This window comes from Dietzia sp. WMMA184 (assembly GCF_002441635.1).
In the GTDB taxonomy this organism is placed as follows: Bacteria; Actinomycetota; Actinomycetes; order Mycobacteriales; family Mycobacteriaceae; genus Dietzia; species Dietzia kunjamensis.
The window spans coordinates 792,453-814,645 of the sequence record NZ_NXEI01000001.1 but is presented as its reverse complement, the minus strand read 5'-3'; the positions used below and the strand labels follow the sequence as shown (position 1 = coordinate 814,645).

18 protein-coding genes and 1 tRNA gene are annotated in these 22,193 nt (G+C 69.0%); 15 read left to right on the top strand and 4 right to left on the bottom strand.

Features of this window, described 5'->3' with window-relative positions; genetic code table 11:
• Positions 1-60: 60 nt before the first annotated feature.
• The 10 genes from trpC (at position 61) to CK206_RS03730 (ending at position 11,492) form a co-directional block, all read left to right on the top strand.
• A complete protein-coding gene (gene trpC, locus CK206_RS03775; protein WP_096905585.1) occupies positions 61-873 on the top strand; it encodes an indole-3-glycerol phosphate synthase TrpC in 813 nt (270 codons plus the stop codon).
• Between the two features lie 66 nt (positions 874-939).
• The gene (gene trpB / locus CK206_RS03770) at positions 940-2,235 is read left to right on the top strand and encodes a tryptophan synthase subunit beta (protein ID WP_096905584.1); all 1,296 of its coding nucleotides are present in this window, start codon (positions 940-942) and stop codon (positions 2,233-2,235) included.
• Positions 2,232-3,023 (top strand): tryptophan synthase subunit alpha, encoded by a 792-nt coding sequence (gene trpA, locus CK206_RS03765; protein ID WP_096905583.1) that lies wholly within the window; start codon positions 2,232-2,234, stop codon positions 3,021-3,023. Before trpB ends, trpA begins: the two co-directional genes overlap by 4 nt.
• Positions 3,020-3,928 (top strand): prolipoprotein diacylglyceryl transferase, encoded by a 909-nt coding sequence (lgt, locus tag CK206_RS03760; protein ID WP_067713993.1) that lies wholly within the window; start codon positions 3,020-3,022, stop codon positions 3,926-3,928. Before trpA ends, lgt begins: the two co-directional genes overlap by 4 nt.
• Before the next feature lie 46 nt (positions 3,929-3,974).
• Positions 3,975-5,393 (top strand): pyruvate kinase, encoded by a 1,419-nt coding sequence (gene pyk / locus CK206_RS03755; RefSeq protein ID WP_096905582.1) that lies wholly within the window; start codon positions 3,975-3,977, stop codon positions 5,391-5,393.
• 173 nt (positions 5,394-5,566) lie between these two features.
• Complete coding sequence (locus tag CK206_RS03750) at positions 5,567-6,280, top strand: M23 family metallopeptidase (protein WP_096905581.1); 714 nt, start codon at positions 5,567-5,569, stop codon at positions 6,278-6,280.
• 140 nt (positions 6,281-6,420) lie between these two features.
• Positions 6,421-7,506, top strand: coding sequence for an S-(hydroxymethyl)mycothiol dehydrogenase (locus CK206_RS03745; RefSeq protein ID WP_067713998.1), 1,086 nt, complete (start codon positions 6,421-6,423; stop codon positions 7,504-7,506).
• Positions 7,503-8,162 (top strand): MBL fold metallo-hydrolase, encoded by a 660-nt coding sequence (locus CK206_RS03740; protein ID WP_172812117.1) that lies wholly within the window; start codon positions 7,503-7,505, stop codon positions 8,160-8,162. Before CK206_RS03745 ends, CK206_RS03740 begins: the two co-directional genes overlap by 4 nt.
• A 51-nt stretch (positions 8,163-8,213) precedes the next feature.
• Positions 8,214-10,961 carry a cation-translocating P-type ATPase gene (locus CK206_RS03735; protein WP_096905580.1) on the top strand — a complete coding sequence of 916 codons (2,748 nt, stop codon included), beginning with the start codon at positions 8,214-8,216 and terminating at the stop codon, positions 10,959-10,961.
• A gap of 81 nt (positions 10,962-11,042) precedes the next feature.
• Positions 11,043-11,492, top strand: coding sequence for an SRPBCC family protein (locus CK206_RS03730; RefSeq protein ID WP_067714004.1), 450 nt, complete (start codon positions 11,043-11,045; stop codon positions 11,490-11,492).
• 36 nt (positions 11,493-11,528) lie between these two features.
• Here CK206_RS03730 and CK206_RS03725 read toward each other — a convergent pair whose 3' ends face one another.
• The 3 genes from CK206_RS03725 to CK206_RS03715 form a co-directional block, all read right to left on the bottom strand.
• Positions 11,529-13,319, bottom strand: coding sequence for an MDR family MFS transporter (locus tag CK206_RS03725; RefSeq protein ID WP_096905579.1), 1,791 nt, complete (start codon positions 13,317-13,319; stop codon positions 11,529-11,531).
• The gene (locus CK206_RS03720; RefSeq protein ID WP_206474142.1) at positions 13,316-13,702 is read right to left on the bottom strand and encodes a MarR family winged helix-turn-helix transcriptional regulator; all 387 of its coding nucleotides are present in this window, start codon (positions 13,700-13,702) and stop codon (positions 13,316-13,318) included. The genes CK206_RS03725 and CK206_RS03720 overlap by 4 nt, the downstream gene beginning before the upstream one ends.
• A gap of 240 nt (positions 13,703-13,942) precedes the next feature.
• Positions 13,943-14,019 (bottom strand) — tRNA-Leu (locus CK206_RS03715).
• Between the two features lie 79 nt (positions 14,020-14,098).
• Between CK206_RS03715 and polA the strand changes: the two genes are divergently transcribed.
• The 4 genes from polA (at position 14,099) to CK206_RS03695 (ending at position 19,627) form a co-directional block, all read left to right on the top strand.
• Positions 14,099-16,885 carry a DNA polymerase I gene (polA, locus tag CK206_RS03710; protein ID WP_096905577.1) on the top strand — a complete coding sequence of 929 codons (2,787 nt, stop codon included), beginning with the start codon at positions 14,099-14,101 and terminating at the stop codon, positions 16,883-16,885.
• 86 nt (positions 16,886-16,971) lie between these two features.
• Positions 16,972-17,874: an ABC transporter substrate-binding protein gene (locus CK206_RS03705; RefSeq protein ID WP_096905576.1), complete on the top strand. Its 903-nt coding sequence runs from the start codon at positions 16,972-16,974 to the stop codon at positions 17,872-17,874.
• Between the two features lie 11 nt (positions 17,875-17,885).
• Complete coding sequence (locus tag CK206_RS03700; protein WP_067714016.1) at positions 17,886-18,869, top strand: amino acid ABC transporter permease; 984 nt, start codon at positions 17,886-17,888, stop codon at positions 18,867-18,869.
• Positions 18,866-19,627, top strand: coding sequence for an amino acid ABC transporter ATP-binding protein (locus CK206_RS03695; RefSeq protein ID WP_096905575.1), 762 nt, complete (start codon positions 18,866-18,868; stop codon positions 19,625-19,627). Before CK206_RS03700 ends, CK206_RS03695 begins: the two co-directional genes overlap by 4 nt.
• Before the next feature lie 27 nt (positions 19,628-19,654).
• On the opposite strand, the gene CK206_RS03690 is transcribed toward CK206_RS03695, so the two are convergent.
• Positions 19,655-20,410: a class I SAM-dependent methyltransferase gene (locus CK206_RS03690; protein WP_254050668.1), complete on the bottom strand. Its 756-nt coding sequence runs from the start codon at positions 20,408-20,410 to the stop codon at positions 19,655-19,657.
• Positions 20,411-20,552: 142 nt separating this feature from the next.
• Between CK206_RS03690 and rpsA the strand changes: the two genes are divergently transcribed.
• Positions 20,553-22,028 (top strand): 30S ribosomal protein S1, encoded by a 1,476-nt coding sequence (gene rpsA, locus CK206_RS03685; RefSeq protein ID WP_067714021.1) that lies wholly within the window; start codon positions 20,553-20,555, stop codon positions 22,026-22,028.
• Positions 22,029-22,193: the final 165 nt, after the last annotated feature.

The following is a 22,193-nucleotide window of genomic DNA, read 5'->3' as shown; positions in this document are numbered from 1 at the left end:
GGACCTCTATTGTCGATCTCGATCACACTTTCCGCCCTACGACTGCAGAGGGAGGTCACGGTGGGTACCGTGCTCGACTCGATTCTCGACGGGGTCCGTGAGGACGTCGCGGCCCGTGAGGCCGTCATCGATATGGCGGCCGTGAAGAAGGCGGCCCAGTCGGCGCCGGACCCGCTCGACGCGCTCAAGGCGTTGCGCGATCCCGGGGTGGGCGTCATCGCCGAGGTCAAGCGAGCCAGCCCGTCCAAGGGCGCCCTGGCCGAGATCCCCGACCCCGCCGTCCTGGCCCGGATGTACGAGGAGGGCGGGGCGCGCGTCATCTCCTGCCTCACCGAGGAGCGCCGTTTCAACGGCAGCCTGGCCGATCTCGACGCGGTCCGCCGCGCGGTCGACATCCCGGTTCTGCGGAAGGACTTCGTGGTGGGGCCGTACCAGATCCACGAGGCGCGGTCGCACGGCGCGGATCTGATCCTGCTCATCGTGGCCGCGCTCGAGCAGGACGCCCTGGTGTCGCTCCTCGATCGCACCGAGTCGCTGGGTATGACGGCGTTGGTGGAGGTCCACACCGAGGAGGAGGCCGACCGCGCGCTGGAGGCCGGAGCCACGGTCATCGGTGTCAACGCCCGCAACCTCAAGACACTCGAGGTCGACAGGGACGTGTTCTCCAGGATCGCGCCCGGGCTCCCGTCCGACGTCGTCAAGATCGCCGAGTCCGGGGTCCGGGACGCCTCGGACCTCCTGGCGTACGCCAGCGTCGGGGCGGACGCCGTGCTCGTGGGCGAGGGACTGGTGACGCAGGGCGACCCGCGGGCGGCCTGCAACGCCCTGGCCACGGCCGGTGCCCACCCGTCCTGCCCGCAGGGACCCCGCTAGTCCGGTGCCGCCGGCTTCAGGCAGACTGGGGACGTGAACTCCAAGGATTTTCCGTCACTGCCCACCATGGGAGAGGTGCTCCGGTCCACCACCGGACATGAGCCCGACCAGCGGGGCCACTGGGGGCCGTTCGGCGGCCGTTACGTCCCCGAGGCGCTGATGGCGGTGGTCGACGAGGTGACCGACGCCTACGCCAAGGCCCGGGCGGACGACGAGTACCTCGACGAGCTCGACCGGTTGCAGCTCCACTACTCGGGTAGGCCGTCGCCGTTGTACGAGGCGACGCGGTTCGGTGCGGAGATCGGTGCGCGGGTGTTCCTCAAGCGCGAGGACCTCAACCACACGGGTTCCCACAAGATCAACAACGTCCTCGGCCAGGCGCTGCTCGCGCAGCGGATGGGCAAGAAGCGGGTGATCGCGGAGACCGGCGCCGGTCAGCACGGGGTGGCCACGGCGACGGCGTGTGCCCTCCTCGGCCTCGAGTGCAAGGTCTACATGGGCGCGGTGGACGTGCGCAGGCAGGCGCTCAACGTGGCGCGGATGCGGTTGCTCGGTGCCGAGGTCGAGGCCGTGGAGATCGGTTCGGCCACGTTGAAGGACGCGATCAACGAGGCGATGCGGGACTGGGTCGCCCACGCGGACGACACCTATTACGCGTTCGGTACCGCGGCCGGGCCGCACCCCTTCCCGACGATGGTCCGCGACTTCCAGCGCGTCGTCGGCGCCGAGGCCCGGGTGCAGATCCTCGATCAGGCCGGTCGGCTGCCGGACGCCGCCGTGGCGTGCGTCGGCGGTGGTTCCAACGCGATCGGGTTGTTCCATTCGTTCATCGACGACGACTCGGTTCGTCTGGTCGGGTGCGAGGCCGGGGGTGACGGCGTGGGGTCCGGACGCACCGCGGCGACCGTCAACGCGGGGACGCCCGGGGTCTTCCAGGGTTCGTACGCCCATCTCATGCAGGACTCCGACGGGCAGACGATCGAGTCCCATTCGATCTCGGCGGGCCTGGACTACCCGGGTGTCGGGCCCGAGCATTCGCGCCTGGCGGAGATCGGGCGGGCCGAGTACCGCCCGATCACGGATACCCAGGCCATGGACGCGTTCGCTCAGTTGTGCCGCACCGAGGGCATCATCCCCGCCATCGAGTCGGCGCACGCGATCGCCGGTGCCGCGCAGCTCGCCGCGGAGGGCGTGGACCTCATCCTGGTCAACGTCTCCGGTCGCGGCGACAAGGACGTCGACACCGCCGCCCGGTGGTTCGGCCTGTTGGACGGGGGGACCCCGCCCGAGGCCGGGGTGGATTCGAGCCAGGGCGCCGACGACGGCGCGGGCGAGTTCGCGGACGGAGGAGTCGAGGGATGAGCGTTCTCAGTGACGTGTTCGAGCGGTGCCGGAGCGAGGACCGGGCCGCGCTCATCGGCTACTACCCGGCGGGTTACCCGACTCTCGAGGGGTCGATCGACGCCGTGCGCACGATGGTCGAGGGCGGATGCGACATCGTCGAGGTCGGCATCCCGTACTCCGATCCCATGATGGACGGGCCGACCATCCAGGCCGCCGCCGACACCGCGATCGAGGCCGGGTTCCGCGTGGCGGACACCTTCGGGGTGGTCCGCGCGGTCGCCGCGGCCGGTGCGGTCCCCGTGGTCATGACCTATTGGAACCCGGTGCTCCAGTACGGTGTCGACCGTTTCGCTGCCGACCTCGCCGCCGCCGGCGGTACCGGCGTCATCACGCCCGACCTCATCCCCGACGAGGCCGACGACTGGATCGCCGCGTCGGACGCCCACGGAATCGACCGGGTGTTCCTCGTCGCGCCGTCGTCGACCCCCGAGCGACTCGCGATGACGCTCTCCCACACGGGCGGTTTCGTCTACGTCCAGGCCGTCATGGGTGTCACCGGCGCCCGGGACGTCGTCTCGGACGCGCCCCGGACCCTCACCGCGCGGGTCCGTGAGATCTCCGGCCTCGCCTGTGGGGTCGGGCTGGGGGTGCGCAACGGTGAGCAGGCGGCCGAGATCGCCTCGTACGCCGACGGCGTGATCGTCGGGTCGGCACTCATCACGGCGGCGACCGAGGGGCTCGACGCCCTCGGGAGGCTGACCGCCGAGTTGGCCGAGGGCGTCCATCGAACCGGAGCAGCGTCGTGATCCCCAGCCCTCCCCAGGGCGTCTGGGAGATCGGTCCGTTCCCCCTGCGTGCGTATGCCCTGTGGATCATCCTCGGCATCGTCGTCGCCATCTGGTGGGGCGAGAAGCGCTGGGTCGCCCGTGGCGGCCGGGCCGGGGTCGTGATCGACACGGCGCTGTGGGCGATCCCCTTCGGCCTGATCGGCGGACGGATCTACCACGTGGCCACCGATTGGTACCGCTACTTCGGAGAGGGCCGCGATCCCGTCGACGCGTTGAAGATCTGGGATGGCGGCCTGGGCATCTGGGGGGCGGTCGCGTTCGGCGCTCTCGGCGCCTACATCGGTCTGCGCCAACAGGGCATCCGGGCGCTGGGGGCGCTGGGCGATTCGATCGCCCCCGGCATCGTGTTGGCACAGGGGATCGGCCGACTGGGCAACTACTTCAACCAGGAGCTCTACGGCCGCGAGACCGATGTGCCCTGGGCGCTGGAGATCTACCAGCGCTACGACGAGTCCTACGGGTACTCGGAGACGATCGGGCGGTCGACCGGACAGGTGCTGGCGACCGTTCACCCGACATTCCTCTACGAACTGCTGTGGAACGTTCTCGTGGCGATCGCCCTGGTGCTGATCGACCGGCGGTTCCGCCTGGGCCACGGTCGGCTCTTCGCCCTCTATGTGGCGTTGTACTGCTTCGGTCGCTTCTGGGTGGAACTGCTGCGCGCGGACGCCGCCACGGAGGTGTTCGGACTGCGCATCAACACCATCGTCTCCCTCGTGGTGATGCTCGCCGCGCTGGTGTATCTCTGGCGGGCCCGCCGCGGCCGGGAGGAGGCCTCCGACCTGCGGGCGCCGGACGACGTCGGGGACGACCCGGCGGAGGGTGGTCCCGCGGGCGACGCACCCCCGTTGGCCGGTCGTTGACCTCGGGTTAACCGGGTGGCCGGTCGAGGGGACTAGATTGGTACGAGTGAATCGTCGTACCAAGATCGTCTGCACCCTGGGTCCCGCCGTCGCGTCGGAGGAAGGAATCCGAGAGCTGGTCGACGCGGGCATGGATGTCGCCCGCCTCAACTTCAGCCACGGAGAGCACTCCGACCACGAGGCCAACTACCGATGGGTCCGCAAGGCCTCCGACAAGTCCGGCCGGGCCGTCGGTGTCCTCGCGGACCTGCAGGGCCCCAAGATCCGACTCGGCCGCTTCCTCGAGGGCCGGCACGAGTGGGAGGAGGGCGACCGTGTCGTCATCACCGTCGCCGAGGTGGAGGGCACCAAGGATCGCGTCTCGACCACCTACAAGGGGCTGGCGAACGACGCCCGCCCGGGAGACCGCCTCCTCGTCGACGACGGCAACATCGGACTGACCGTCGAAAACGTCGACGGTGACGACGTCCAGTGCGTCGTGACCGAGGGCGGTACCGTCTCCAACAACAAGGGCGTGTCCCTGCCGGGCATGAACGTCTCGGTCCCCGCGTTGAGCGAGAAGGACATCGCCGACCTCCGGTTCGCCCTCGGCCTGGGGGCGGACTTCATCGCCCTGTCGTTCGTGCGGTCGCCGGCGGACGTCGACCTCGTGCACGAGGTGATGGACGAGGTGGGCATCCACGTTCCCATCATCGCCAAGCTGGAGAAGCCGGAAGCCGTCAAGAATCTCGAGTCCATCGTCCTGGCATTCGACGCCATCATGGTGGCCCGGGGCGACCTCGGCGTGGAGTTGCCGCTGCAGGAGGTGCCGCTGGTCCAGAAGCGTGCCATCCAGATCGCGCGCGAGAACGCCAAGCCCGTCATCGTGGCCACCCAGATGCTCGAGTCGATGATCACGAACTCCCGGCCCACCCGGGCCGAGGCGTCCGACGTGGCGAACGCCGTCCTCGACGGGGCGGACGCGGTGATGCTCTCGGGGGAGACCTCCGTCGGCAAGTACCCGATCGAGACCGTACGCACGATGTCGTCCATCGCACTCGCGGTGGAGTCGGACTCCACGGCCGCGCCGGATCTGGTGCACATCCCACGGACCAAGCGCGGTGTCATCTCCTACTCCGCCCGCGAGATCGGTGAGCGGCTGGGGGCGAAGGCGCTCGTCGCGGTCACCTCGACGGGGGATACGGTGCGGCGGCTCGCCCGTCTGCACAGCCACCTGCCGCTCATCGCCATCACCAGCGACCCCCGCATCCGCAGCCAGCTGGCGCTGACGTGGGGGACCGAGACCTTCCTCACCGACCGCGTCAACGACACGGCGGAGATCGTCAAGGTCACCGACGAGATGCTGCTCCCGCTCGACGGGTACAACGAGGACGACCTGATCGTGCTCGTCGCGGGGAACGTGCCGGGCGTCGAGGGGTCAACCAACTTCATCCTCGTCCACCGGATGGGCGAGGTCGACCACTGATCACCATCGGATAACAACCGACAGGCGCCGGTGAGCAAGCCGCTCACCGGCACTTTCGTCTGTGTTCGTGCCTTTGACGTGACAGAGTCGAGACACTTCTGTTACCTTCTTGGAGTCGACTGGGAAGCCGGTCACGTCCCTGCTTCACCCGCTCCAGTCTCCGAGGTTCCCTGATGTCCGACGCCACTCGCATTTCCTACGCCGAGCTCGCCGATCGACTCGGCGTCGAGGGCACCGGCGCGACCGCCGGGCGCCACCGCGCCGCCCGCTCGTCCAACATGGGCCGCCTCGTTGCCGGCACCGTCGCCGGCGCCGCCCTCTCCGGCGGCATGGCCATGGCCGCCGCCCCCGCAGCCTCCGCCCAGTCCGCCGAGATCAACGCCGACCAGCTGATTGAGATGGCGCAGGGCGTCATCCAGGGCATCGGCCTCACCGAGGACCAGCTTCGGGAGTACGCGATCGACCCGGCTGTGTTCGGCTCGCTCGGTGTCCCCTCGGTCGGTGGCGCCCACGCCCCGACCTACGGTCCGATCACCTCCGGCTTCGGCCCCCGTTGGGGAACGTTCCACAACGGCACGGACTTCGGTGCACCGATCGGGACCCCGATGTTCGCCGCCAAGTCCGGCACCGTCGTGGCTGCCGGCCCGGCCTCGGGGTACGGACTGTGGATCCGGATCCAGACCGACGACGGCCACCTGCTCGAGTACGGACACAACGACCAGAACCACGTCTCGGTCGGCCAGCGGGTCAACGCCGGGCAGGTCATCGGAACGGTCGGAAACCGCGGCTACTCCACCGGGCCGCACCTGCACTTCGGCGTGCGCAACCCGGCCGGCCAGTGGATCGACCCGGTGCCGTGGCTCCGCGCCAACGGCGTCGCCGTCTGATCGATCGACGCCCCCGACACGCACCCGTCGCGCCCCGTCTCCCCTCGAGGAGGCGGGGCGCGACCGCGTTGACGGGCCACGTGTCGGGCCTTTCTGACACAGTGGGGCGAGAGAGTCCACCACCAGTCGAGAGGCGATCCATGTCGCAGACCGTCAAGGGCGTCATTGCCCGTAGCAAGGGGGCCGAGGTCGAGTTGGTCGACGTCGTCGTCCCCGATCCCGGACCGAACGATGTCATCGTGCGGGTGCAGGCGTGCGGCGTCTGCCACACGGACCTGGCGTACCGGGACGGCGGGATCAACGACGAGTACCCGTTCCTGTTGGGCCACGAGGCCGCGGGCATCGTCGAGACCGTCGGTGACCGGGTCACCCATGTCGCCGAGGGCGACTACGTCGTCCTCAACTGGCGCGCGGTGTGCGGTGAGTGCCGGGCCTGCAAGAGGGGCCAGCAGCAGTACTGCTTCGCCACCCACAACGCCTCGCAGAAGATGACGCTGAGCGACGGCACCGAGCTCACCCCCGCGCTCGGCATCGGCGCGTTCATCGACAAGACCCTCGTCCACGAGGGGCAGTGCACCAAGGTCGACCCGGCGGCGGACCCGGCGGTCGCCGGACTGCTCGGATGCGGTGTCATGGCCGGCATCGGCGCGGCCGTCAACACCGGCCAGGTCAGCCGTGGCCAGTCCGTCGCCGTCATCGGGTGCGGTGGAGTCGGTGTCGCCGCGGTCGTGGGCGCCCGACTTGCGGGCGCCTCGACGATCATCGCGGTCGATATCGACGACACCAAGCTCGAGTGGGCCAAGGACTTCGGTGCGACCCACGCGGTCAATTCGACCTCGACCGATCCGGTGGCCGCTATTCAGGAGCTCACGGACGGCTTCGGCGCCGACGTCGTGATCGACGCCGTCGGTCGGCCGGAGACGTACGAGCAGGCCTTCTACGCGCGTGATCTCGCCGGGACCGTGGTCCTGGTGGGCGTGCCCACGCCGGAGATGCGGTTGGAGTTGCCGCTGCTGGACTTCTTCGGCCGTGGTGGCTCGCTCAAGTCGTCCTGGTACGGCGACTGTCTGCCCGAGCGCGATTTCCCGATGCTCGTGGATCTGCATCTGCAGGGTCGGCTCCCGCTCGAGAAGTTCGTCTCCGAGCGGATCGGCATCGGGGCCGTCGAGGCGGCGTTCGACGCGATGAAGTCCGGTTCAGTCCTCCGATCGGTGGTGACGATGTGAGCGAGATCCACACCAGCGCCGGGCACGCCGGCGGTCTGCGTATCGAGAAGGTCGTCACGAGCGGCATCTTCGCGCTCGACGGCGGCGAGTGGGAGGTCGACAACAACATCTGGATCCTCGGGGACGACTCCGAGGTGTACGTGATCGACGCCGCGCACACTGCCCAGCCGATCATCGACGCGGTGGCGGGCCGCCGGGTCAAGGGCATCCTGTGTTCGCACGCCCACAATGACCACATCACCGTGGCGCCGGAACTGTCGGAGAAGCTGGATGCGCCGATCCTGGTGCACCCGGGTGACCAGATGCTGTGGGACGAGACCCATCCCACCGTCTCCCACGGCGAGCTCTCCGACGGGCAGCGTCTGGAGATCGCGGGTACCCGCATCGACGTGATGAACACGCCCGGGCACTCACCGGGATCGTGTGTGTTCCACGTTCCCGAGGCGGGCGTGTTGTTCTCTGGCGACACCCTGTTCTCCGGCGGACCGGGGGCCACGGGCCGCTCGTACTCGGATTTCCCGACCATCATCACCTCCATCCGCGAGCGCATCCTCACGCTGCCCGCGGAGACGCTGGTGCACACCGGTCACGGTGACGGGACGAAGGTCGGGGACGAATCCCCGCACCTCGAGGAATGGATCGCCCGAGGGCACTGAGACCGCCGCCGTGGGCGCGGGGAGGACTGACGCGGGGGAGGGGCCGGGGAGATGACGACGACGAGGACGCCCGCAGAGTCCGGTCCTCCCACTCCGTGGCACACCCTCGCGCCCGCGGAGGTGTTGTCCCGCCTCGGTGCGGGCCCGGACGGGCTCACCAGCGCCGAGGCGGGCGCCCGTCTCGTCCGGCACGGGCCCAACACCTTGCCCGAGGCCGAGCGGGTGCCCGCGTGGCGGCGGGTGGCGAGGCTGTTGGCGGATCCGATGATCCTCGTGCTCGCGGTCGCGGCTGCGGTGAGCGCGGGGGTGTCCCGGGAATGGGAGACCCCCGTGGTCATCCTGCTGGTGGTCGCACTGAACACGATCCTCAACTACGTCCAGGAGACCCGTGCCGAGGCCGGTCTCGCAGCCCTACGCGATATGTCGGTCCCGCACAGCCGGGTGGTGCGGGACGGCGTGGAGGCCGAGATCGACAGCAGTGGGCTCGTCCCGGGCGACATCGTGGTGGTGGAGTCCGGAGACAGGGTCCCCGCCGACGGCCGGATGCTCTCCGGATCCCGGTTGCAGGTGGCCGAGGCGACGTTGACCGGGGAGTCGGCCCCGGTGGACAAGGCCGCGGGAGCGGTACAGGACGTCGACGCGCCTCTCGGAGACCGCGCTGGCATGGTCTTCATGAACACGGAGGTCACCCGGGGCCGGGCGCGCATCGTGGTGACCGGTACCGGTGAACACACCGAGATGGGCGCTATCGCGGACCTGCTGGGCGGTGCGGGCGCCGGTCCGACGCCGCTGCAGAAACGGATCGGTACGCTCGCCCGCGTCCTCACCGGGATCGCGCTGACCGTGGTGGGACTGGTCCTCGTGATCGGGCTCGTGCGCGGTCAGTCCTGGGAGGACATGCTCCTGTCCGCGGTCTCCCTGGCGGTGGCCACGATCCCGGAGGGGCTCACGGCGGTCGTGGCGTTCACGCTCGCGATGGGTGCCTCGCGCCTGGCCCGCGAGGGCGCGATCATCAAGAACCTCGCCGCCGTCGAGACACTCGGTTCGACGAGCCACATCGCGACGGACAAGACCGGGACCCTCACTCTCAACGAGATGACCGTCACGCGGATCGTCGCGGGCGGCGGGTCGTACTCCGTGACCGGGACCGGATACGACGGGGCCGGGACCGTCCTGTCGTCCGACCCGGACGTCGTACCGGACCTGAGACGGGCCGCGGTGGCCATGGCGTTGTGCAACGACGCGATCGTCGCCGACGGGCGACTGGTCGGAGATCCGACCGAGGGCGCACTGTTGGTGGCGGCGACCAAGTGCGGGATCGACGTCGAGGGGCTGCGCGCCGCCCGTCCGCGGGTGGCCCAGGTCCCGTTCGACTCGGCGTACAAGTTCATGGCGACGGTCAACCGCGCACCGGGTGGAGACCTCGTCCTCCACGTCAAGGGTGCCACCGGTGCCGTTCTGCCTCGCGCCACGCACGTCTGGGACGGGGCGACGGCGGTGGAGCTCGACGACGAGCGGCGTGGAGCGTTGCGCGCGGACACGGAGGGGCTCGCCGCGTCCGGCCTGCGCACGCTGCTCGTGGCTGCCCGGCCTTTCGGCGACGGTGACGGACAACCCGACGAGGACTCTCTGCTCGGCGAGGTCCGCGACCTGACCGTGCTCGCGGTGCTGGGGATCGTCGACCCACCGCGGCCACGTGCGGCCGAGTCGATACGCATCGCACACCAGGCGGGCATCTCGGTGCACATGATCACCGGTGACCATCTGGTCACGGCCTCGGCCATCGCCCGCGACCTCGGTATCGGCGGGGAGGCGGTGAGCGGTGTCGATCTGGACCGCATCGACGCCGAGGAGCTGTCCGCCCGGGCCGCTCGCCTCGGAGTGCTGGCCCGCGTGACCCCCGAGCACAAGATTCGGATGGTGCGGGCCCTCCAGGCTGACGGGGACGTGGTGGCGATGACGGGAGACGGTGTGAACGATGCGCCCGCCCTGCGCCAGGCCGACATCGGGATCGCCATGGGGATCACCGGTACCGACGTGTCCAAGGGCGCGGCGGACATGGTGCTCACCGACGACAACTTCTCGACGATCGTCTCCGCGGTGCGCCAGGGGCGGGGGATCTACGACAACATCGTCAAGTTCGTGAAGTTCCAGCTCACCACCGCGTGGGCGTTCGTGATCGTCTTCCTGGCGAGTGGTCTGTTGGGGCTGGCGACGGTGCCGTTCACCGCGCTGCAGGTTTTGTTGGTCAACATCGTCATGGACGGCCCGCCGGCGATGGCCCTGGGCGTCGAGCCTGTGGAGAAGGACGCCATGCGCAGGCCTCCGCGGCCGGCCGGCGAACAGATCCTCACTCCGGCGCGATTGGTGCGGATCCTCTGGCTGGGTGTGGTGATGGCCGGGGGTACCCTGCTCGTGCTGGCGTCCGCCGAGGCGGTGTTCCCCGATCGAGCAGGGGAACCGCTGTTCGCCACCACGTTGGCGTACGCGACGTTCGTCTTCTTCCAGGTGTTCAACCTGATGAATGTCCGATCCGACCACGGCTCGGTGTTCTCCCGCGACATGGCGCACAACGCCCCGATCTGGGTCGCGCTGGGCGCGGTGCCGCTGCTGCTGATCGCGGTGGTCCAGGTGCCGTTCCTGCAGGGCGTTTTCGACACCACCTCGCTCCGCGCCGACGAATGGCTGCTGGCCACCGCGGTGGCGTCGTCGATCCTCTGGCTGGAGGAGCTGCGCAAGGCCGGCGCGAGATGGCGTACGCGACGGGCCGGTGCGTCGGGCAGGATGGACGTGGTCTGACGCGCCCACCCGAGGGCGCCGCCACCACCGCGTCAGGTAGCGGGCGCGACACGGTCGGACCGACGAGGAGGAGTCATCATCATGGCCAGGGTCACCGCCAGCAACACCATCGTCATCGAGGCGCCCGTCGAGGCCGTGAGCGCGGCGATCGCCGACTACGCGCAGGTCCGGCCCCGCATCCAGCCCGAGCAGTTCAGCGCCTACCGCCTGATCGAGGGTGGACAGGGGGACGGCACCGTCGCGGCGTGGAACCTCCAGGCCACCAAGAAGCGAAGCCGGGACGTCAAGGCCAACGTCACTGTCGACGACGCCGCCGCGCACTGGTCACTCGTGGAGAAGGACGAGAACTCGTCCATGGCCACCACCTACACGGTGCGCGAGGCGACGGGGGGCGCGCTCGTCGAGATGACAACCTCGTGGGACGGCGCCGGGGGAGTGGGTGGATTCTTCGAGCGGACCTTCGCGCCGGCCGGGCTCAAGCGCATCCAACACGCCCTGCTGTCCAATCTCAAGGACGACCTCGAGGGGTAGCCGACCGGGCTCCGACCGGGCTCAGTCCGGCCGGGCTCAGTCCGGCCGGTCCGCCGAGCGGGAGCGGTCCGCCGAGGGACTCGTCGTAGTCGTGGTGGCGGACTCGGCCGCCTCGACATCCGTCCCCGTGGGCGCGGCCGCCGCGGCCGCCTCACGCGCGGCCTCGGCCTGTGCCGAGCCGGTCCGGAGCACGATCTGCGGCATGAACGCCAGGATCACCGAGGCGGCCACGGCGAGGATGCCGGCCACCAGATAGATCTCGGACATGCTCAGTGCGTAACCCTGCTCGAAGGGGTGGGCGACCAGCTCGGGAAGCCGGTTGATCACCGAGGAGTCCTTGGTGACCGTCTCCAGTGCCCCCGCGCCGGTGGTCGGGTCGGCGAGGGCCCGGACGATCCCGTACGCGTCGGGATCCTGCCGCAGGGCGGGGTCGGCGAGGCCCTCCTGAACACCGCGGGCGAGGCTACCGTCGGCGGCGGCCTGCTTGAGTTCGCCCGAGATGGAGCCACCGACGCGGCTGAAGAGAATTGACAGGAACACCGCGACGCCGGCGGTGCCACCGAGCTGACGGAAGAAGGTGGCCGACGCGGTGGCCACACCGATCTCCCGCGGACTCACGGCGTTCTGAACGATAAGGGTGAGCGGCTGCATGCAGTTGCCGAGCCCGATGCCCAACACCAGCATGTAGACCATCACCAGCGTCAGCGACGTGTCGGCATCGATCGTCCACAGCAGGAACAGGCCGACAGCGGCCACCGCCGTGCCGAAGATCGGGAACTCGCGGACACGACCGGTCCTGGAGATGAGCTGGCCCGACACGATCGAGGCACCCATCATCCCCGCGACCAGCGGGAGCATCATGAGTCCCGACTCCATGGGATCGGCGCCGTGCACGATCTGCATGTACAGCGGCAGCGTCATCATGCCGCCGAACATGGCCATACCCACGATCACGCCTCCGACCGTGACGATCGCGAAGGTGCGGTCGCGGAACAGGCGGAGCGGGATGAGGGCCTGGTCGCCCGCGCGGGCCTCCACGATGAGGAAGAGCCCGATGCCGGCCAGCCCGACGATGTAGCAACCGAGGGCGGCAGGGGATCCCCACCCCCAGGTGTTGCCCTGCTCGGCCACCAGCAGGAGCGGCACGAGTCCGACGACGATCGCGGCGGCGCCCGCCCAGTCGACGCGATGGTCGACCCGGACGTTCTTGACGTTGAGCGTGATCATCACGAGGGTCAGGGCCGCCGCGCCGATGGGGACGTTGATGAGGAAGATCCAGCGCCACCCGTCGATGCCGAAGATCGTGTCGGCGCCGGCGAAGAACCCGCCGATCACCGGCCCGAGTACCGACGACGACGCGAAGACCGCCAGCATGTAGCCCTGGTACTTGGCGCGGTCACGCGGCGGGATGATGTCGCCGATGATCGCGAGCGCCAGGGACATCAGTGCGCCGGCGCCCAGTCCCTGGATGCCGCGGAAGACGGCGAGCATGTACATCGAGGTGGCGAGCGTGCAGAGCAATGAGCCGAACACGAAGATGACGATGCCGATCACGAAGAACGGCTTGCGCCCGTAGATGTCGGAGAGCTTGCCGTACAGGGGCGTCGAGATGGTGGACGTCATGAGATACGCGGTGGTGACCCACGCCTGGGCGTCAAGGCCCTGCAGGTCGTCGGCGATGGTGCGGATCGCCGTGCTCACGATGGTCTGGTCGAGGCTGGCCAGGAACATGGCGGACATGAGGCCGGCCAGGATGACGAGGATCTGGCGGTGCGTGAACTCGCCGTCCTCGCTTGCGTGGACCGAGGATGTCTTGGGAGTGGTCATCGGTTCTCCTCGGCGGAGGTGAGAGAGCAGAGTTCGGCGTGGAGGGAGTCGGCCAATCGGGCGAGGTCCGCGATGAAGGCGTCCGCCCGGTCCGGCGTCCAGTCCTCGAGGAGGCCGGCCATCCAGTCACCACTGCGCTCGAACACCTGGCTGACGAGATCGGTGCCCTCGGCGGTGAGTGTGACGAGGCTGGCACGTCCGTCATCGGGATCGGGGACCTTTGCGATGAGCCCGCGGGTCTCGAGTTGACGGACCTGGCGACTCACCACCGAGACGTCGGTGTGGACTCGGGCGGCCAGGTCGGTGACCCGGGCCGGGCCGTCATGGATGGCGAACAGCAGCGGATGCGCGGACGGCTCGACGGCCTCGTCGTAGCGGGGCACCGAGAGGTTGACCGCACGCAGGAGTTAGACCACCCGCGAGAGGTCCACCACCAACCGGCCACCGCGTTCCGCGTCTATCGCCATCTTGACTCCTCGAACCGATTGCTTGCAACAAGCAAACATTACGCGCGTCGCGGACCACCGCGCCACCGGCTGGCGCGCGGGTGGAGAGGGCGGAGGCGGTGATGAGGTGATGAGGTGATGAGAGGAATACGAGCGGGTCTGACCTCGCTCGAGCGGTGGTGCCCCCGGTCGGACTCGAACCGACACTGGACGGGTTTTGAATCCGTTGCCTCTGCCAATTGGGCTACGGGGGCGAACGCGGTGAACCGCTGGTCCGGAAGTCTAACCGACGACCGATGAGCGTCTGTCCGACGCCCGCCCTAGAGTGGCCGTGTGAGCACCACGAGTCAGACCGCAGAAGCCAACACCGCCCCCGGTTCGGGCGCCTCCTCCGGCGCCACAGCGGGGGAGGGGCCCACCCGCCTGCTGCTCCTGGACGGGCACTCACTCGCGTTCCGTGCGTTCTACGCGCTGCCGGCCGAGAACTTCTCCACGGCGTCCGGGCAGCACACGAACGCCGTGTACGGATTCCTGTCGATGGTCGCCAACCTGGTGACCGAGGAGGAGCCCACGCACCTGGCCGTGGCGTTCGACGTCTCCCGTGCGACGCTGCACCGCACGGCGGAGTACCCCGAGTACAAATCCACCCGGTCGGCCGCGCCCGAGGAGTTCAAGGGGCAGGTCGAACTCATCCAGGAGGCGCTGGTGGCGCTGGGGGTGCGGACGCTGTCGCTGGAGGGCCACGAGGCCGACGACATCATCGCCACCCTCGCCACCCACTCGGGCGGTGCCGAGACGCTGATCTGCACCGGGGACCGCGACGCTCTGCAGTTGGTGTCCGACGAGGTCACCGTCCTCTATCCGGTCAAGGGGGTATCCGAGCTCGCCCGCTTCACACCCAGCGCCGTCGAGGCGAAGTACGGGGTGACACCGGCCCAGTACCCGGACGTCGCCGCGCTGCGCGGTGACACCTCCGACAACCTCCCGGGCGTGCCCAAGGTCGGCGACAAGACCGCAGCCAAGTGGATCACCCAGTACGGCACCCTCTCGGAGCTCATCGCGCACGCGGACGAGGTCAAGGGCAAGGTCGGTGAGAGCTTCCGCGAGCACCTGCCCCAGGTGCAGCTCAACCGGCGGATCACCGAGCTCACGCGTGACCTGGACCTGGGCGTCGAGATCAGGGACCTCGTCCGCGCCACCCCGGAGCGTGCCGACGTCAACGCACTGTTCGACCGGTTGGAATTCGGCCCCCAGGCGCGCGACCGATTCCTCTCCGCCTTCCTGCCGGAGGGCGCCCCCCAGCCCGCCGCCGAGGTGGAGCTCGAGCAGGCCGCGGTGCTGCACGCCGGCGAGGTCTCCGACTGGCTCGCCGCCCACGCGCCGGCCGGGCAGCGGCACGGCCTCGTCGTCGTCGGGCCCTCCCGACCCGGCGCGGGCGACGCGCAGACCATCACCATCGCCGCCGCCGGCGGAGCCTCCGGACACCTCGACCTCGCGAACATCGGGCCGGACGACGAGCAGGCGCTGCGCGCCTGGCTGGCCGACGACGCGGTATCCAAGGCGGTCCACGACGCCAAGGCCGCCACGCACGCACTGACGGGACGCGGGCTCCGGTTGGGCGGGGTGACCATGGACGTGGCCCTGGCCGCCTACCTGGTGCGACCCGGACAACGCAGCTACGGACTGGCGGAGCTGTTCCAACGTCACCTACAGCGCGAACTGCCCGAGGCTGAGGCGGGGGACAAGCAACTGTCCCTGCTCGACGATGTCGATGACGCCGAGACTGAGCAGAAGAACGCCGACGCCGCCGCGACCCGCGCCCGCGCGGTGGTCGATCTCGCGGAGCGGCTGGACGTGGAACTGGAGCAGGTGCACGGGGCGCGCCTGATGGCGGAGATGGAACTGCCGCTCGTGCCGGTGCTGGCGCGGATGGAATCGATCGGGATCGCGGTGGACGGCAACGCCCTGGACGGGTTAAGGGACGACTTCGCCGACCGCGGGCGACAGGCGGCCGACGCCGCCTACGCCGCGATCGGCGGCGAACAGATCAACCTCGGCTCGCCCAAGCAGTTGCAGGTCGTGCTGTTCGAGACCCTCGGCATGCCCAAGACCAAGAAGACCAAGACCGGGTACACCACAGACGCCAAGGCGCTGGAAGAACTGCTCACCAAGGAGACGGGCGACACCCCGGGACGGGCGTTCCTCGAGGCACTACTGCTGCACCGCGAGACCACCAAGATGCGGACCACGGTCGAGGGGCTCATCAAGACCATCGGTGACGACGGGCGTATCCACACCACGTTCAACCAGACCGTGGCCGCGACCGGCCGACTTTCCTCGACGGACCCCAATCTGCAGAACATCCCCGTGCGCACCGAGGACGGTCGACGCATCCGCGAGTCGTTCGTCGTGGGTGAGGGTTACGACTGTCTTCTCACCGCCGACTACAGCCAGATCGAGATGCGGGTGATGGCACACCTGTCCGGCGACGCCGGGCTCATCGAGGCGTTCCGGACAGGGGAGGACCTGCACTCGTTCGTGGGCTCGCGCGCGTTCGGCGTGCCGATCGACGAGGTCACCCCGGAGCTCCGTCGCCGGGTCAAGGCCATGAGCTACGGACTGGCCTACGGGCTCAGCGCGTTCGGCCTCGCCGCCCAGCTCGGGATCAGCCAGGGTGAGGCCAAGGATCAGATGGAGGCCTACTTCTCCCGCTTCGGCGGTGTGCGCGACTACCTGCGCGCAGTGGTCGAACAGGCCCGCCGTGACGGCTACACGGAGACACTGTTCGGGCGGCGTCGCTACCTGCCCGAGCTCAACTCGGACAACCGGCTCAAGCGGGAGAACGCCGAGCGTGCCGCGCTCAACGCACCCATCCAGGGCACGGCCGCCGACATCATCAAGGCGGCCATGCTCAAGGTCGACGCGGACCTCACCGAACGGCGGCTGAAGAGCCGCCTTCTGCTCCAGGTCCACGACGAACTCGTGCTCGAGGTGGCGGAGGGCGAACTCGACGAGGTCCGGGACCTGGTCGTGGACCGCATGTACTCGGCCATCGAGCTCGACGTCCCGCTGGACGTCTCGACCGGAACCGGTCCGGACTGGGACTCGGCGGCGCACTGAGCGTCCCGTTGACCTCCCGGGCGGCAGCCGACCTGTACCCTAAGTTCATTTCAGATTCGGCTCCACGACGCCTGAAAGGGCACCCCATGACGCTCACCTCCCGGCGCGGACTGCGCGCCGCCATGGTCCTGACCGCCACCGCGGCCCTCGCGCTGACCGGTTGCACCACCAACACCGAGGGGCCGCAGAACTCCGGGGAGCCTCGTGACGAGGTGTCTCTCGAGACCGACGAGAAGATCGCCGCGCTCGTCCCGGCCGAGATCCGGGACAAGGGCGTCATCGTGATCGGCACCAATCCGCCGTACGCGCCCAACGAGTTCAAGAACGAGAGCGGCGAGATCGTCGGCTTCGACATCGACGTGATGACCGCCGCCGCACAGCTGATGGGGCTCCGCGCGGAGTTCCGCGAGTCCGACTTCGAGAAGATCATCCCGGCGATCGAGGGCGGCACCATGGACATGGGAGCCTCGTCGTTCACGGTCAACGACGAGCGGCTCCAGACCGTCGACTTCGTCACCTACTTCGAAGCCGGCATCCAGTGGGCAGCCGCCGCCGGCAACGACGTCGACCCCGATGACGCCTGCGGCCTGAACGTCGCCGTCCAGCGGACCACGGTCTCCGACCAGGAGGACGTGCCCGCCCGCAGCGAGGCCTGCGTCGCGGCCGGGAAGCCCGCGATCGAGAAGGTCCAATTCGATTCCCAGGACGAGGCCTCGACCGCCGTGGCGCTCGGGAAGGTCGACGCGATGTCCGCCGACTCGCCCATCTCCGCCTACGCGGTCAAGCAGTCCGAGGGCAAGATGCAGCTCGTCGGCGACGTGTTCGACTCCGCCCCCTACGGCTGGCCCGTCCGCAAGGACTCGGAACTCGCCGCCGCCCTCGAGGCTGCCGCCGACAAGCTCATCGAGACCGGCGACTTCGAGACGATCGCCCAGAACTGGGGCCTCGAGGCCGGGCTCATCGATGACGCCGAGATCCGGAAGGGCTGAGTGACCGGTAGGTGAGTACCGCGCAGAAGGGGGCGGACGCCCCCGCGGCGGAGGCCCCGGAACCGATCCGGGCGGTGCCTCTCCGGCACCCGTGGCGTTGGGTGTCGGCGACCGTCGTACTGGTCCTGGTGTTCCTGTTCATCTGGGGCGCGGCGACCAACCCGGCCTACGGGTGGGACACCTACGCCCGCTACCTGTTCGACACCAGGTTCGGCATGGCCGTGTTCTACACGATCGCGCTGACGCTGCTGTCGATGATCCTCGCCGTGGTCCTCGGCGTCATCCTCTCGGTGATGCGGATGAGCAGCAACCCCGTGCTCAAAGCAGTCGCCTGGGTGTACCTGTGGATCTTCCGCGGAACGCCGATCTACGTGCAGCTGCTGTTCTGGGGCCTGATCTTCACCCTGTACCGCCAGGTCCAGTTCGGGATCCCGTTCACCGACCTTCAGTTCGTCCGGTTCGACGACACGATGGTCCTGTACTCGGCGTTCTGGCTGGCCGTGGTGGGCCTGGCCATGAACGAGGCCGCGTACATGGCGGAGATCGTCCGCGCGGGCATCTCGTCGGTTCCCGAGGGGCAGGCCGAGGCCTCGACCGCACTGGGGATGACGTGGGGCCAGACGATGCGGCGGACCATCCTGCCGCAGGCGATGCGGGTCATCATCCCGCCGACGGGCAACGAGTTCATCTCGATGCTCAAGACCACCTCACTCGTCGTGGCGATCCCGTTCTCCGGTGAGCTCTACGGGCAGGCGCGCGACATCTCGGGCGTCAACTTCCAGCCCATCCCGCTCCTTCTGGTCGCCGCCACCTGGTACCTGGTCATCACCAGCGTGCTCATGGTGGGTCAGCACTACCTCGAGAAGCGCTTCTCCCGCGGCGCCACCCGGAAGCTCACCGGCCGGCAACTGCGCGCACTCGCCGATGCGGACGGGCTCACCCCGTCCGCCCTCGCCGCGGTCAAGGGCACCGATCAGTCGGGAGGGATGGCATGACGACGATGGTCAGGGCCGAGCAGGTCTGCAAGAACTTCGGGTCGCTGCGCGTCCTCAAGGGCATCGACCTCGAGGTCGCCGCCGGTGAGGTGCTGTGCCTGGTGGGGCCCTCCGGATCGGGCAAGTCCACCTTCCTCCGGTGTATCAACCACCTGGAGCGGGTCGACGCCGGCAGGCTCTACGTCGACGGCGAGCTGGTGGGCTACCGGGAGAAGGGTGACAAGCTCTTCGAGATCTCCCCGAAGCAGGCCGCCCGCCAGCGACGGGACATCGGCATGGTGTTCCAGCACTTCAACCTGTTCCTCCACCGCACCGCCCTCGAGAACGTCATCGAGGCGCCGATGTTGGTCAAAGGCCAGTCGCGTGGGGAGGCCACCGAGCGGGCCCGCGACCTGCTCGCGAAGGTGGGTCTCGCCGCCAAGGCCGATGCCTACCCGGCGCAGCTGTCCGGTGGTCAACAGCAGCGGGTGGCGATCGCCCGCGCGTTGGCGATGGAGCCCAAGCTCATGCTGTTCGATGAGCCCACTTCAGCGCTGGACCCCGAACTGGTCGGTGAGGTGCTGGGCGTCATGCGGGATCTCGCGGACGCGGGGATGACCATGGTCGTGGTCACCCACGAGATGGGGTTCGCCCGGGAGGTCGCCGACACGGTGGCGTTCATGGACGACGGTGTCGTGGTGGAGTCCGGCACACCCGCGGACGTTCTCACCTCGCCGTCACACCAACGGACCAAGGACTTCCTGTCCAAGATCCTGTGACGCCGGGGCGGGTCCGGCGAGGGTGGGTCAGGAGAGCGTGGCCACGAAGATCGCCGTGCCGGGGAAGATCCCGCCACGCAGCGGGCTCCACTGCCCCCACTCCCGGTCCAGCCACTCCGGCCATTCCGGCTCGATGAGGTCCTGCACCACGAACCCGGCGGCGACCAGTTCGCGGATCCGGTCGCCCACCGTCCTGTGGTGCTCGACATAGGTCAGCTGGCCGTCGTCGTCGTACTCGGTGTACGGCGAGCGGTCGAAGTAGGGGAACACGGCCAACAGACCCTCCGGGCCCGGATCGTCGCGGAAGATCCACCGCATGGGGTGGTTGACCGAGAAGACGAACCGGCCGCCCGGTCGCAGGACGCGCGCCGCCTCCGCCATCACGCCCGCGGAGTCCGCCACGAACGGGATGGCTCCGAACGCCGAGAACGCGACATCGAAACTGCCGTCCGCGAACGGCAGCCGGCCGGCGTCGGCCTGGATCAGGGGTACGCTCGCCGCCGGGCCCGTCGCCCGGCTCGCAGCCTCAGCCCCCACACGGAGCATCCCGGCCGAGAGGTCGACGGCCACGGCACGGGCGCCCCGGCCGGCGATCCACCGGGAGCACGGAGCCGACCCCGACCCGATCTCGAGCACGTCGCGGCCCTCCACGTCACCGAGCAGATGCCAGTCACCTTCGTGCAGGCCCTCGGGGCACCAGACGAACTCGCCGTCGGCGGAGTGGGCGCCGAGGAAGTCGCCGTGGTGATGGTGGTAATCCGTCGCCTCCGAGTCCCACCACATCCGTGAGGCTCGGACCGACTCTCCATGTCCTGGGGGGTTTGTGGACGTCACGTGTGAAGCGTACAGTTGACGGTCGCGTGCGTACGCGCTCGCTTTCTTCCCGTCCGCTACGATTCCTATCCACTCCGGAGCACCCCACCATATGACCACCAACACCACGTCCCCGCAGGTAGCCGTCAACGACATCGGCTCCGCTGAGGACTTCCTCGCCGCCATCGACGCCACGATCAAGTACTTCAACGATGGTGACATCGTCGAGGGCACGATCGTCAAGGTCGATCGTGACGAGGTCCTGCTCGACATCGGCTACAAGACCGAGGGCGTCATCCCCTCGCGCGAGCTCTCCATCAAGCACGATGTCGACCCGGGTGAGGTCGTCGAGGTGGGCGATGAGGTCGAGGCCCTGGTCCTGACCAAAGAGGACAAGGACGGCCGTCTGATCCTGTCCAAGAAGCGCGCACAGTACGAGCGCGCCTGGGGCACGATCGAGGAGCTCAAGGAGAAGGACGAGGCCGTCAAGGGCACCGTCATCGAGGTCGTCAAGGGTGGCCTCATCCTCGACATCGGTCTCCGTGGCTTCCTCCCCGCCTCGCTGGTGGAGATGCGCCGGGTCCGCGACCTCCTGCCCTACGTGGGTCAGGAGCTCGAGGCCAAGATCATCGAGCTGGACAAGAACCGCAACAACGTGGTGCTCTCGCGCCGTGCATGGCTCGAGCAGACCCAGTCGGCCGTGCGCTCCGAGTTCCTGCACCAGCTGCAGAAGGGCCAGGTCCGCAAGGGCGTCGTGTCCTCGATCGTCAACTTCGGTGCCTTCGTGGACCTCGGCGGGGTCGACGGTCTCGTCCACGTCTCCGAGCTGTCCTGGAAGCACATCGATCACCCGTCCGAGGTCGTCGAGGTGGGCCAGGAGGTCACCGTCGAGGTCCTCGACGTCGACCTGGACCGCGAGCGCGTCTCGCTGTCGCTCAAGGCCACGCAGGAGGATCCGTGGCGGCACTTCGCCCGGACCCACGCGATCGGTCAGATCGTCCCGGGTAAGGTCACCAAGCTCGTGCCGTTCGGCGCCTTCGTGCGTGTCGACGAGGGCATCGAGGGCCTGGTCCACATCTCGGAGCTGGCCGAGCGCCACGTCGAGGTCCCGGACCAGGTCGTCACGGTCAACGACGACGCCATGGTCAAGGTCATCGACATCGACCTCGACCGTCGTCGTATCTCGCTCTCGCTCAAGCAGGCGGACGAGGACTATGCTGAGGAGTTCGACCCGTCGAAGTACGGCATGGCCGACAGCTACGACGAGGCCGGAAACTACATCTTCCCCGAGGGCTTCGATCCCGAGACCAACGAGTGGCTCGAGGGCTTCGAGAAGCAGCGCGAGGAGTGGGAGAACCGCTACGCGGAGGCCGAGCGTCGCCACAAGATGCACACGGCCCAGATCGAGAAGGGTCGGGCCGCTGCTGCGGAGGCCGCCGAGGCCGCCCCGACCAACTACTCGTCGGAGTCCACCCCGTCGTCGCGTCCGGCTGCGGCGGAGGCCGCTCCGGCCGAGTCCACCGGCGGTTCGCTGGCCTCGGACGAGCAGCTGGCCGCCCTGCGCGCGAAGCTCGCCGGAGGCGAGTGATCGCACAGTAGGCATCTGAGAGCGGCCCCGCACCGGTATCCGGTGCGGGGCCGGTCCGTCTATCCCCGGTGCGCTCCGGTGGCGGTGGCCGGTCTGTGACGTGCGCAGTGCGGAAGTGCTGCCTTGCGCGCCGGACGGGTGAGCACCCTTGGCGATGCGAGCTCC

Excerpts from the sequence above, each read along its gene's own strand:
- CK206_RS03735 (WP_096905580.1), top strand. The coding sequence starts at position 8,214 with ATGACGACGACGAGGACGCCCGCAGAGTCCGGTCCTCCCACTCCGTGG.
- CK206_RS03690 (WP_254050668.1), bottom strand. The coding sequence starts at position 20,410 with ATGTGGTGGGACTCGGAGGCGACGGATTACCACCATCACCACGGCGAC.
- CK206_RS03695 (WP_096905575.1), top strand. The coding sequence starts at position 18,866 with ATGACGACGATGGTCAGGGCCGAGCAGGTCTGCAAGAACTTCGGGTCG.
- rpsA (WP_067714021.1), top strand. The coding sequence starts at position 20,553 with ATGACCACCAACACCACGTCCCCGCAGGTAGCCGTCAACGACATCGGC.
- CK206_RS03750 (WP_096905581.1), top strand. The coding sequence starts at position 5,567 with ATGTCCGACGCCACTCGCATTTCCTACGCCGAGCTCGCCGATCGACTC.
- CK206_RS03705 (WP_096905576.1), top strand. The coding sequence starts at position 16,972 with ATGACGCTCACCTCCCGGCGCGGACTGCGCGCCGCCATGGTCCTGACC.
- trpB (WP_096905584.1), top strand. The coding sequence starts at position 940 with ATGGGAGAGGTGCTCCGGTCCACCACCGGACATGAGCCCGACCAGCGG.
- trpA (WP_096905583.1), top strand. The coding sequence starts at position 2,232 with ATGAGCGTTCTCAGTGACGTGTTCGAGCGGTGCCGGAGCGAGGACCGG.
- CK206_RS03725 (WP_096905579.1), bottom strand. The coding sequence starts at position 13,319 with ATGACCACTCCCAAGACATCCTCGGTCCACGCAAGCGAGGACGGCGAG.
- CK206_RS03730 (WP_067714004.1), top strand. The coding sequence starts at position 11,043 with ATGGCCAGGGTCACCGCCAGCAACACCATCGTCATCGAGGCGCCCGTC.
- CK206_RS03745 (WP_067713998.1), top strand. The coding sequence starts at position 6,421 with ATGTCGCAGACCGTCAAGGGCGTCATTGCCCGTAGCAAGGGGGCCGAG.